Source organism: Pseudomonas sp. CAU 1711, from assembly GCF_039888625.1.
In the GTDB taxonomy this organism is placed as follows: Bacteria; Pseudomonadota; Gammaproteobacteria; order Pseudomonadales; family Pseudomonadaceae; genus Aquipseudomonas.
In genome coordinates this window covers 26762-37857 of the sequence record NZ_JBDQQT010000003.1, presented here as the reverse complement: position 1 = coordinate 37857, position 11096 = coordinate 26762, and the positions used below count along the sequence as shown (strand labels likewise).

Below are 11096 nucleotides of genomic sequence, written 5' to 3'. Positions count from 1 at the left end.
GAAGGCGTAAGGGTTTCACATGTTGAACGAACAGCAACTCGAAGAACTGTGCCTGAGCTGGTTCCAGCAGGTTGGCTGGCGATTTGCGCACGGCCCGGATATTGCGCCGGATAGCAGCAGCCCCGAGCGTACCGATTACCGCGATGTGGTCTTGCGTGAGCGCCTGCTGGCCGCACTGGCGCGGATCAACCCGCAGATTCCGGCTGCCGCCCTTGAGCAGGCCGTGCATGCGCTGCAGACGGTGAGCGAGCCACAGATGGTGGTGCGCAACCGCAATGTGCACCGCTTGTTGCTCGGCGGTGTGGCGGTGACGTTTGAGGTCGGCGAGCAGAAGAAGCAGGACTGGGTGTACTTCATCGACTTTGCCCAACCCAGCAACAACGACTTTCTGGTGGTGAACCAATTCACCATCGCCGGCACTCGGCAACCGCGCCGGCCCGACCTGATCGCCTTCGTCAATGGCCTGCCGCTGGCGGTGGTGGAGTTGAAGAACCCCGCCAACGAACAAACGGATGTTTGGGACGCCTTTAACCAGCTGCAGACCTACAAGGATGAGATCGGCGATCTGTTCAACAGCAACGCCGCCCTGGTGGTGAGTGATGGCTGGACGGCGCGGGTGGGTTCGCTCACCGCGAATGCCGAACGCATGTTGCCCTGGCGCACCGTGACCAGCGAAGACGACCGGCCGCGCCTGCAGATGGAGCTGGAAACGGTGGTACGCGGCTTCTTCAAGCCCGAGTTGTTTCTGGATTACCTGCGGCACTTCGTGTTGTTCGAGCAGGATGGCGACCGCATCGTCAAGAAGATTGCCGGCTATCACCAGTTTCATGCGGTGCGCGAGGCCGTGCGCGCCACGGTGATTGCCTCCCAGAATGCGGATAAAGGCATGCTGGAGGTCCACGAAGAGCGTGCCACCTATGCCAAGGAGGTGCAGCCGGGCTCACGCAAAGCGGGGGTGGTGTGGCACACGCAGGGCTCGGGCAAGAGCATCACCATGGCCTGCTATGCGGGCAAGCTGTTGCAGCAGCCTGAGATGAAGAACCCCACATTGGTTGTCGTGACCGACCGCAATGACCTGGATGGCCAGTTATTCGCCACCTTCTGCGCCGCCAGTGACTTGCTCAAGACCACCCCACAGCAAGCCGGCGACCGCGATGAGCTGCGCGCGATGCTGGCTTCACGCGAGGCGGGCGGGATCATCTTCACCACGGTGCAAAAGTTCGCGCTGCAGGAGGATGAAGAGCAGCACCCATTGCTCTCTGATCGCACCAATATCGTGGTGATTTCCGATGAGGCCCATCGCAGCCAGTACGGCAGCAAAGGCCGGTTGGACACCAAAACCGGCAAGTATGTGTTCGGCTATGCCAAACATCTGCGCGACGCCTTGAAAAACGCCACCTTCCTGGGTTTTACAGGCACGCCCATTGCCTTGGAAGACCGCGATACCCGCGAGGTGTTTGGTGACTACGTCAGCATCTACGACATTCAGGATGCCGTGGATGATGGCGCAACAGTGCCGATCTTCTACGAAAGCCGGCTGGCCAAGCTGGATGTCAACCAAGCCGACATCGACACGCTCAATGAGCAGATTGAAGAGGTCGTTGAAGACGAAGAAGACATCGTCAGCCGCGAAAAAACCAAAGGCGAGTGGGCCGCACTGGAAAAGCTGGTGGGTTCAGAACCGCGCCTGCAGCAAGTGGCGCGTGACCTGATCAAGCACTTCGAGGCGCGCGTCGCTGTGGCAGACGGCAAGGCCATGATCGTGTGCATGAGTCGCGACATCTGCGCCCATCTCTACAACGCCATCGTAGATTTGCGCCCGGACTGGCACAGCGACGACCCCGAGCAAGGGGCTATCAAGATCGTGATGACCGGCTCGGCTGCTGACAAGGCTCTGCTGCAGCCGCACCTGTACAGCAAGCAGGTGAAGAAACGGCTGGAAACTCGCTTTAAAGATGTGAAAGACCCGCTGAAGCTGGTGATCGTGCGCGACATGTGGCTGACGGGCTTTGATGCGCCGTGTTGCCACACCATGTACATCGACAAGCCCATGAAAGGGCATAACCTGATGCAGGCCATTGCCCGGGTCAACCGGGTGTTTAAGAACAAGCCTGGCGGCTTGGTGGTCGATTACATCGGCATCGCCAACGAGCTGAAAGCGGCGCTGAAGACCTATACCGATGCCAAAGGTAAGGGCGACCCCACGCACAACGCTGCTGAAGCATTGGCTGTGCTGTTGGAGAAGATGGATATCGTGCGAGGCATGATGCACGGCTTCGACTACCGCGCATTTGAGACCCGGCCGCTCGAACTACTGGTGCCCGTTGCCAACCATATTCTGGGACTGAAGGACGGGAAAACACGTTTCCTCGACACCATGCTGGCGGTGACTAAGGCCTTTTCGTTGTGTGGCACGTTGGATGAAGCCGCGCCACTGCGTAAGGAAATTGCCTTCTTCTCGGCCATCAAAGCGGCCATTAGCAAGTTCACCACTGTGGATAAGAAGCGCAGCGATGCCGAGAAGAACAGCGCGCTGAAGCAGATTCTGGACAATGCCATCATCGCGGATGGCGTGGACGATATTTTTGCGTTGGCCGGGCTGGATAAGCCCAACATCGGCCTGCTCTCGGATGAGTTCCTGGAGGACGTGCGGCAGATGGAAAGCCGCAACCTAGCCGTGGAGCTGCTGGAAAAACTGTTGCGTGACGAAGTTAAGGCGCGCGCCCGCAACAACGTAGTGCAAGAAAAAAAGTACGGCGACCGCTTGCTGGAGACATTGCGCAAGTATCACAACCGCGCAGTCGAGACGGCGCAGGTAATCGAAGAACTAATCCAGATGGCCAAGGAGTTTCAGGCCGTACTGGAGCGCGAGGCTACGCTGGGTCTGGGCCAAGACGAAATAGCCTTCTACGACGCACTGGCCAATAACGAGAGCGCCGTGCGTGAGCTGGGCGATGACATCCTGAAGAAGATCGCCGTCGAGATCACGGAAAAGCTGCGGGCCAGCACCACGGTGGACTGGCAGGTGCGCGAGAGCGTGCGCGCTCGGCTGCGGATATTGGTCCGGCGCTGCTTGCAGAGGTGGAAGTACCCGCCCGACCAACAGGCCGATGCGGTCGAGCTGGTGCTCAAGCAGGCGGAGTCGCTATCGAACGAGTGGTCGAAGTGACGCTGCAAGCTGGCCTCTGGAATAATTCATCACTCATCCTAGTCTGACTAACGCTTGGAATATCCATGAGCATCACCCTCTACGGCATCAAGGCCTGCGACACCATGAAGAAGGCCCGCACCTGGCTCGACGAGCAGGGCGTGAGCTACAGCTTCCACGACTACAAGGCCTCCGCCATCGACCGCGCGAGCCTGGAAAAATGGTGCGCCGAGCATGGCTGGGAGAAGATCCTCAATCGCGCCGGCACCACCTTCCGCAAGCTGGACGAGGCGCAAAAGGCCGACCTGGATCAGGACAAGGCCATCGCCCTGATGCTGGCCCAGCCCTCGATGATCAAGCGCCCGGTCCTCGACCTGGGCGAGCGCACCCTGGTCGGCTTCAAGCCGGAACTCTATTCCGCCGCGCTGGCCTGATGCCGCGCCCCACCCCACTTCGCAAAAGGAACACGATATGACCGCATCCCTGTTCAGCCTGGCCTTCGGTGTCGGCACCCAGAACCGCCAGGGCGCCTGGCTGGAAGTCTTCTACGCCCAGCCGCTGCTCGACCCGGCCGCCGAGCTGGTCGCCATCGTGACCGCCAAGCTGGGCTACAGCGGCGGCAACCAGGCCATCGCCATCAGCACCACCCAGGCCGGCGAACTGGCCGGCGCCCTCAAGGGCGTAGACGCCACCCAGGCCGCCCTGCTCACCCGCCTGGCCGAGAGCCACAAGCCGCTGGTGGTGACCCTGCTGGCCGAAGACGCCGCGCTGACCTCCACCCCCGAGGCCTACCTCAAGCTGCACCTGCTGTCGCACCGCCTGTCCAAGCCGCACGGCCTGAACCTGACCGGCATCTTCCCGCTGCTGCCCAACCTGGCCTGGACCAGCCAGGGCGCCGTCGACCTGGGCGAGCTGGCCGAGCGCCAGCTGGAAGCCCGCCTGAAGGGCGAGCTGCTGGAAGTCTTCTCGGTGGACAAGTTCCCCAAGATGACCGACTACGTGGTGCCGGCCGGCGTACGCATCGCCGACAGCGCGCGCGTGCGCCTGGGCGCCTACATCGGCGAAGGCACCACCGTGATGCACGAGGGCTTCGTCAACTTCAACGCCGGCACCGCCGGCCCGGGCATGATCGAGGGCCGCGTCTCCGCCGGCGTGTTCGTCGGCAAGGGCTCGGACCTGGGCGGCGGCTGCTCGACCATGGGCACCCTGTCCGGCGGCGGCAACATCGTGATTTCCGTCGGCGAAGGCTGCCTGATCGGCGCCAACGCCGGCATCGGCATCCCGCTGGGCGACCGCAACACCGTGGAGTCCGGCCTGTACGTCACCGCCGGCACCAAGGTCGCCCTGCTCGACGAGGCCAACAATCTGGTCAAGGTGGTCAAGGCCCGCGAGCTGGCCGGCCAGCCGGACCTGCTGTTCCGCCGCAACTCGCAGACCGGCGCGGTGGAATGCAAGACCAACAAGACCGCCATCGAACTCAACGAGGCGCTGCACGCGCATAACTAAGAGGCAGCGACAAGCTGCAAGCCACAAGCGGCGAGTAGCCGCGGTTCCGACTTGCAGCTTGCGGCTTGAGGCTTATGGCTCTTAATTCCCCCTGGCGCGCCGACTTCCCCGGCATCCTCGCCCTCGAAGCCGAAGGCCAGACCTATCTCGACAGCGCCGCCACCGCGCAGAAGCCGCAGGCCATGCTGGACAGCCTGCTCGGCTACTACGCCAGTGGCGCCGCCAATGTGCACCGCGCCCAACACCTGCCCGGCGAGCGCGCTACCCGCGCCTTCGAGGCCACCCGCGACAAGGCCGCCGCCTGGCTGGGCGCCGCCAGCCGCGAGGAAATCATCTTCACTCGCGGCAGCACCGAGGCGCTGAATCTGCTGGCCTATGGCCTGGAGCACCTACTGCAGCCCGGTGACGAGATCGTCGTCAGCGCCCTCGAGCACCACGCCAACCTGCTGCCCTGGCAGCAGCTGGCGCGGCGCCTGGGCCTCAGGCTGGTGGTGCTGCCGCTGGACGACGACGGCACTATCGACCTGGCCCAGGCCGCCGCGCTGATCGGCCCGCGCACCCGCCTGCTGGCGGTGTCGCAGCTGTCCAATGTGCTGGGGCGCTGGCAGCCGGTCGCCGAGCTGATCGCCCTGGCCCGCGCCCAGGGCGCCCTGAGCGTGGTCGACGGCGCTCAGGGCGTCGTTCACGGCCGCCACGATGTACGGGCGATAGGCTGCGACTTCTATGTCTGCTCCGCGCACAAGCTCTACGGTCCGGACGGCGTCGGCCTGCTCTACGGCCGTGGCGAGGCGCTGGCCCAGCTGCGCCACTGGCAGTTCGGCGGCGAGATGGTGCTGCAGGCCGACTACCAGGAGGCGCGCTTCCGCCCCGCGCCACTGGGCTTCGAGGCCGGCACCCCGCCGATCTCGGCGGTGATCGCCCTGGGCGCGACGCTGGACTACCTGAGCGACCTGGACGCCGCAGCCGTGGCCGGCCACGAGGCCGCCCTGCATGCCAAGCTGCTGGCCGGCCTGGCCGCGCGCGACGGCATCCGTCTGCTCGGCGCACCACAGGTGGCGCTGGCCAGCTTCGGCGTGGACGGCGTGCACGGCGCCGACCTGGCCCATTTGCTGACCGAACAGGGCATCGCCGTGCGCAACGGCCATCACTGCGCCATGCCGCTGCTCAAGCACCTGGGCCTGCCCGGCGCCCTGCGCGTGTCGCTCGGCCTGTACAACGACGGCGAGGATCTGGAGCGCTTCTTCACCGCCCTGGACAAGGCCCTGGAGCTGCTGCGATGACAGGCTACAGGGGTAGGAGCGAGCGCTGCTCGCGAATAAGGATCACGGCAAGCGCTTCGCGAGCAGAGCTCGCTCCTACGCGGGTGACACCGGCATGACACTCCCCTCTGCCGCCCAGCAAGCCCTCGACGCCTTCGCCGCCTGCCCCGGCTGGGAACAGCGCGCGCGCCTGCTGATGCAGTGGGGCGAGCGCCTGCAACCGCTGACGGAGGCGGAACGTAGCGACAGCAACCGGGTGCACGGCTGCGAGAGCCAGGTGTGGCTGGTCGGCGAGAAGCATGATGACCGCTGGCGCTTTCGCGCCGCCAGCGATGCCCGCCTGATCCGCGGCCTGCTGGCCGTGCTGCTGGCGCGCGTCGATGGCCTCAGCCACGCCGAACTGGCCGCGCTCGACCTGGCCGACTGGTTCGCCCAGCTCGGTCTCGCCCGCCAGCTCTCGCCCTCGCGCAGCAACGGCCTCAATGCCGTGCTGCAACGCATGCGCGAGCTGGCGAGCGGCTGATCAGCGCCGCCAGGCCTCGAACAGGGCGAACTCCCAGCGGCGCATCGCCAGCACCAGGGTGTAACCCTCGCGCTCGGCCTCGGCCAGCTTCTGGTCGGCCAGATGCTGTTGGGCAAACTCTTGGGCCAGCCGTTGCAATCGCTCGACGAAGGAAGGCGCCAGCGCCCGGCTGATGCGGCCGTGCACCAGCAGTAGACCCTCGTCGTCACCGGCGAAGCTGCCGGCGTAGTAGTCCTGCAGCGCCTGCTTGCGGAAATAACGCATCACCGGCCCGTCGGGTTGCCAGCGAAAGGTCTTGGCCAGCTTGAGGCGATAGCGGTTCAGCGGCTTGAGCTCGATCACGCCCAGGCGGTCCAGATGGATCAACGCCCGTATCGCCTGCGCATCGCTCAGCCGGTAGGTCGCGACGATCTGCTCGAAGGTCCATTGGCTGAGCACGCAGATGGCCACCAGCAACAGCTGCTCGTCGGCGACCACGGCCTGCTCCTGCTCCAGGCTGAGGCTGCCGAGCAGCGGCTGGGCATCGACCACCTGGCGAGCCAGGTCGGCGAAGTCCAGCTGCAGCACGCGACAGATCGCGTCCACCCGCGACAGCGGCATATCCGCCCTGGCCAGCATGCGCTTGACGTTGGACTCGGACATGCCCAGCTCGCGGGCCAGGTCCGCATAGGTGAGCTGCCGCGCTTTCAGCTCGCGCTTGATGATGTCGATCAGATCCGTGGTAGCGCCCACAAGTATCTCCATACTGAACTCAGGCGACACTTATACGCCACTCAGCATTACCAGGAGAGACTTTTCCAAGCTTGCCCAACAGACTGCCTGCACAGCCAACCGATGGAGCAGGCCATGCACGCACAGACCCCAGCCCGCAAACTCGACGCCGGCACTCAGGCACTCGGCCTGTTCGGCCTTTGCCTGGCGCTGATCGCCGCCTGCGGCCCCTCGCTCGCGCAGCCGCCGCTGTACCACGACTTCGCCGACCAGCACACCCTGCTCGGCATCCCCCATGCGCTGGACGTGCTCAGCAACCTGCCCTTCCTGCTACTTGGCCTGCTCGGCCTGGGCCGTCTGCAGCGCATCGCCGAACCGCGCTGGCGCAGCCTGGCCCTGCTCCTGAGCCTGGGCCTGCTCGGCACCTGCCTCGGCTCTGGCGTCTACCATCTCGCCCCTGGCGATAGCGGGCTGCTGTATGACCGTCTCGGCATGCTGGTGCTGTTCGCCGCCATACTCGGGCTGGCCGCGGCCGATCGCCTGGGCTTTGCCGCGGCGCGCCTGGCGCTGGGCGGAGTGCTGCTGGGTGGCGCGGCCAGCCTGTGGGCCTGGTGGGCACTCGGCAACCTGCTGCCCTGGGTCGTGCTGCAGGCCGGCGGCATGCTGATGCTGCTGGCCCTGGCCTTCTGCCGCCCGCTGCGCTCGGGCTACGCACTGCGCCTCGAGCTGTGTCTCGCCTGCTATGTCCTGGCCAAACTGTGCGAACTGGCCGATGTGCAGTTGTTCCACCCGAGCGGCGAGCTGCTGTCCGGACACAGCCTCAAGCACCTGTTCGCCGGCCTGGCCGTACTCCCCCTGCTGCTGCCGTTGGTGGCTAACGGCCGGGCCGCCACCTGTCGGCATTGCCGCTAAAGAGAGCCTGCTGCAGGCGACGCAGCTCGCCGCGCCGGGCGAACTCCGCCAGCCGCGCGTTGAACTGCTGCAACAGCGCCCGCGCATGCGGGTCGTCCTTGCGGAACAGCAGGCGCAGCGGTTCGGTGTTCAGGTAGCGCGGATGATGGGTGATGGCCAGGCGCTGCTCGGGCGAGAACAGGCTGTGCAGCAGGGCATAGCCGACCGCGCGATCCTGCGGGTGCAGGTCGACCCGGCCCAGCTCCAGCAGGCGGAAGGCGGTTTCCTCCTTGCTGCTCTGCTCGATCTGCAGGGCCCCATCTTGCACCGCCCGGTCGAACTGCGGGCCATAGGAGTAGCCGAGCGTGGTGGCGATCCGCAGCCCTCGCAGGTCCTGCAGGCTCTCCCAGTCGAACGTCCGGTCCTTGCGATGGAACAGCACTATCTCGCCGCTCACCAGGGGCTCGCTGCAGGCGGCATAGTCCTGGCGGGCGGGGGTGCAGCTGTAGGGCATGATGGCGTCGAGGGCGCCCTGCTGCAGCATCAGCACATTGCGGTCCCAGGGGTAGAAGGAGAACTCGACCCGGTAACCGGCCTCGGCGAACACCGCGTCGACCAGCCGCGCCAGGGCACCGGCGTCCGCCCTGCCCTGGTCGACGTAGGGCCGCCAGTCGCCGGTGCCGACGCGCACCACCTGCTCCGCCGATAACGGCGGGATGATCGACGACAGCACAGCCAGCAACAGGACCCTAAGCACGCAGAGGAGCACCTTGTTGATACCTCTGAAGACCACTAACCCGTGAAGACACGCCTACATAGCCAGCCTAGCCAAGACGCCGTCGGTCAGTCGGCGGCGGCTGACCGACGGCGCTCGGCCGGGCGCCGCGCGCCGGCCACCAGCTTGTCGACGATGCGCGCGGCGGCGACCATGCCGAAACTGGCGGTGACCATCATCACCGCGCCGAAGCCGCCGGCGCAGTCGAGCCTGACGCCCTCGCCGACGAAGCCCTTGGCCTGGCACACCGTGCCGTCCGGCTTGGGATAGCGCAGCTGCTCGGTGGAGAACACGCAGGGCACGCTGTAGCTGCGCCCCGGCGTGCGCGAGAAGCCGTAGTCGCGGCGCAGCAGGCTGCGCACCTTGGCCGCCAGCGGGTCGTTGAAAGTCTTGTTGAGGTCGGCGACCTGGATCTGCGTCGGGTCGACCTGGCCGCCGGCGCCGCCGGTGGTGACGATCTGGATCTTGCGCCGCTTGCACCAGGCGATCAGCGCCGCCTTGGCCGCCACGCTGTCGATGCAGTCGATCACCCCGTCGAGCTGCTCGCCGATGTACTCGGCCATGGTCTCGCGGGTGACGAAGTCGGCCACCGCGTGCACCACGCAGGCCGGGTTGATGGCGCGGATGCGCGCGGCCATCTCCTCGACCTTGGCCTTGCCCACCGCGCCCTCGACGGCATGCACCTGGCGGTTGGTGTTGGTGATGCAGACGTCGTCCAGATCGAACAGGGAAATCTCGCCCACCCCGGAACGGGCCAGGGCCTCGGCCGCCCAGGAGCCCACGCCGCCGATGCCGACCACCGCCACATGGGCCGCCGCCAGGCGCTGCAGGCCCTCGCTGCCGTAGAGCCGGGCTATGCCACCGAACCGCTGATCGTCTGTCGCCATCGCACACCTCGCAAACCGGCCGGCATTATAAGCCTCACGGCGCCTTGGCTATAGTTTTGGGATGCCTGCCTAGTGTGCTGTCTCGGAAATACGTTCAAGAACGGGTGAGTGGATTTTTCTGCCAGCCAAGGCGCCGCGACGAGTCATGGCAGGGCTATGGCGAGGAGTGGCAACGCAGGATGGCGGGAAAAGACGCCAGCCGAATTGAACAGCTATTTTCGGGACAGTACACCAGAGCCTGCCATGCGCAACTTCAGCTACTACAACCCGACCCGCATCCTGTTCGGCGCCGGCCAGATCGCCAGCCTGGCCCAGCTCATTCCCGGCGGCAGCCGGGTGCTGGTCACCCACGGCGGCGGCAGCATCCTGCAGAACGGTGTGTGGCAGCAGGTCGAGCAGGCCCTGGCCGGGCACTGGATCAGTCGCTTCGCCGGCATCGAGGCCAATCCGCAGTACGCCACCCTGCTGCGCGCCGCCGCGCAGGGCCGCCGCGAGCGCTGCGACTTCGTCCTGGCGGTCGGCGGCGGCTCGGTGATCGACGGCAGCAAGTTCGTCGCCGCCGTACTGGCCTACCCCGGCGAGCCCTTCGACCTGCTCAGCGGCACGCCGATCCGCCGCGCCCTGCCGCTGGGCTGCGTGCCGACCCTGGCCAGCGGCGCGGAAAGCACCCCGCACGGCGTGCTGCACCATGCCGGGCTGCAGGCCCGCCTGCCCTTCTCCGGCGCCTGCCTGCACCCGCGTTTCGCCATCCTCGACCCCTGCACCAGCTTCAGCCTGCCGCCGCGCCAGCTCGGCCACGGCGTGGTCGCCAGTTTCTGCCACTGCCTGGAGCGCTACCTGGCCGGCTCCGGCGAGACGGCCCTGCAGGACCGCCAGGCCGAGGCGCTGCTGCTGACCCTGCTGGAGCAGGGCCCGCTGGCCCTGGCCGAACCGGACAACTACGAGGCGCGCGCCCAGCTGATGTGGTGCGCCAGCCAGATCCACGGCGGGCTGTTCGCCTGCGGCCTGCAGCGCGACGGCAGCCTGCGCCGCCTCGGCCATGCGCTGAGCCTGCTCTATCACCTGGACCAGGCGCAGAGCCTGGCCCTGCTGCTGCCGGCCCTGCTCGCCGAGGACAACGGCGGGCGCCGGGCGCGCCTGCTGCAATACGCCGAGCGGGTCTGGGGCGTGCGCAAGGGCAGCCCGCAGACGCGCATCGCCGCCGCCATAGCCGCCAGCGAGGGCTTCCTGCGCCGCATGGGCGTGGCCACGCACCTGGCCGAGCACGGCCTGGACGCGGAAACCCTGCCCCAGGTGCTGGCCCTGCTGCAGCACCAGAGCGCCGCCGGCGAGCGCCGCGAGATCGACCTGCAGCTGTGCGAGCGCCTGCTGCTGCGCGCCCTCTGAGCGGTGCTAT

10 protein-coding genes are annotated in these 11096 nt (G+C 66.4%); 7 read left to right on the top strand and 3 right to left on the bottom strand.

The window, feature by feature from the left end; translation table 11 throughout:
* Window positions 1-22 precede the first annotated feature (22 nt).
* The 5 genes from AAFN46_RS03900 to AAFN46_RS03880 all read left to right on the top strand — a co-directional run bounded on the left by AAFN46_RS03900 (window position 23) and on the right by AAFN46_RS03880 (window position 6436).
* Window positions 23-3169 (top strand): type I restriction endonuclease subunit R, encoded by a 3147-nt coding sequence (locus AAFN46_RS03900; protein ID WP_347807618.1) that lies wholly within the window; start codon window positions 23-25, stop codon window positions 3167-3169.
* Between the two features lie 65 nt (window positions 3170-3234).
* The gene (locus AAFN46_RS03895) at window positions 3235-3582 is read left to right on the top strand and encodes an ArsC family reductase (protein ID WP_347807381.1); all 348 of its coding nucleotides are present in this window, start codon (window positions 3235-3237) and stop codon (window positions 3580-3582) included.
* 37 nt (window positions 3583-3619) lie between these two features.
* Window positions 3620-4654 carry a 2,3,4,5-tetrahydropyridine-2,6-dicarboxylate N-succinyltransferase gene (gene dapD, locus AAFN46_RS03890; protein ID WP_347807380.1) on the top strand — a complete coding sequence of 345 codons (1035 nt, stop codon included), beginning with the start codon at window positions 3620-3622 and terminating at the stop codon, window positions 4652-4654.
* A gap of 74 nt (window positions 4655-4728) precedes the next feature.
* A complete protein-coding gene (locus AAFN46_RS03885; RefSeq protein WP_347807379.1) occupies window positions 4729-5934 on the top strand; it encodes a cysteine desulfurase in 1206 nt (401 codons plus the stop codon).
* A 94-nt stretch (window positions 5935-6028) separates the two neighbouring features.
* Entirely contained in the window at window positions 6029-6436 is a 408-nt protein-coding gene (locus tag AAFN46_RS03880; RefSeq protein ID WP_347807378.1) for a SufE family protein, read from the top strand.
* Here the strand turns inward: AAFN46_RS03880 and AAFN46_RS03875 are convergent, their stop codons facing one another.
* Window positions 6437-7168 (bottom strand): helix-turn-helix transcriptional regulator, encoded by a 732-nt coding sequence (locus AAFN46_RS03875; protein ID WP_347807377.1) that lies wholly within the window; start codon window positions 7166-7168, stop codon window positions 6437-6439.
* Between the two features lie 114 nt (window positions 7169-7282).
* On the opposite strand from AAFN46_RS03875, the gene AAFN46_RS03870 reads away from it, so the two are divergent.
* Window positions 7283-8059: a hypothetical protein gene (locus AAFN46_RS03870; RefSeq protein WP_347807376.1), complete on the top strand. Its 777-nt coding sequence runs from the start codon at window positions 7283-7285 to the stop codon at window positions 8057-8059.
* Here the strand turns inward: AAFN46_RS03870 and AAFN46_RS03865 are convergent.
* Both AAFN46_RS03865 and tcdA read right to left on the bottom strand, forming a co-directional pair.
* A complete protein-coding gene (locus tag AAFN46_RS03865; RefSeq protein ID WP_347807375.1) occupies window positions 8022-8795 on the bottom strand; it encodes a transporter substrate-binding domain-containing protein in 774 nt (257 codons plus the stop codon). The genes AAFN46_RS03870 and AAFN46_RS03865 overlap by 38 nt on opposite strands.
* 86 nt (window positions 8796-8881) lie before the next feature.
* A complete protein-coding gene (tcdA, locus tag AAFN46_RS03860; RefSeq protein WP_347807374.1) occupies window positions 8882-9700 on the bottom strand; it encodes a tRNA cyclic N6-threonylcarbamoyladenosine(37) synthase TcdA in 819 nt (272 codons plus the stop codon).
* Window positions 9701-9943: 243 nt separating this feature from the next.
* On the opposite strand from tcdA, the gene AAFN46_RS03855 reads away from it, so the two are divergent.
* Complete coding sequence (locus AAFN46_RS03855) at window positions 9944-11086, top strand: iron-containing alcohol dehydrogenase (protein WP_347807373.1); 1143 nt, start codon at window positions 9944-9946, stop codon at window positions 11084-11086.
* Window positions 11087-11096 lie beyond the last annotated feature (10 nt).

Bases quoted from the DNA above. Each gene is read 5' to 3' on its own strand.
- AAFN46_RS03895 (WP_347807381.1), top strand. From the start codon at position 3,235: ATGAGCATCACCCTCTACGGCATCAAGGCCTGCGACACCATGAAGAAG.
- dapD (WP_347807380.1), top strand. From the start codon at position 3,620: ATGACCGCATCCCTGTTCAGCCTGGCCTTCGGTGTCGGCACCCAGAAC.
- AAFN46_RS03885 (WP_347807379.1), top strand. From the start codon at position 4,729: ATGGCTCTTAATTCCCCCTGGCGCGCCGACTTCCCCGGCATCCTCGCC.
- AAFN46_RS03880 (WP_347807378.1), top strand. From the start codon at position 6,029: ATGACACTCCCCTCTGCCGCCCAGCAAGCCCTCGACGCCTTCGCCGCC.
- AAFN46_RS03870 (WP_347807376.1), top strand. From the start codon at position 7,283: ATGCACGCACAGACCCCAGCCCGCAAACTCGACGCCGGCACTCAGGCA.
- tcdA (WP_347807374.1), bottom strand. From the start codon at position 9,700: ATGGCGACAGACGATCAGCGGTTCGGTGGCATAGCCCGGCTCTACGGC.
- AAFN46_RS03855 (WP_347807373.1), top strand. From the start codon at position 9,944: ATGCGCAACTTCAGCTACTACAACCCGACCCGCATCCTGTTCGGCGCC.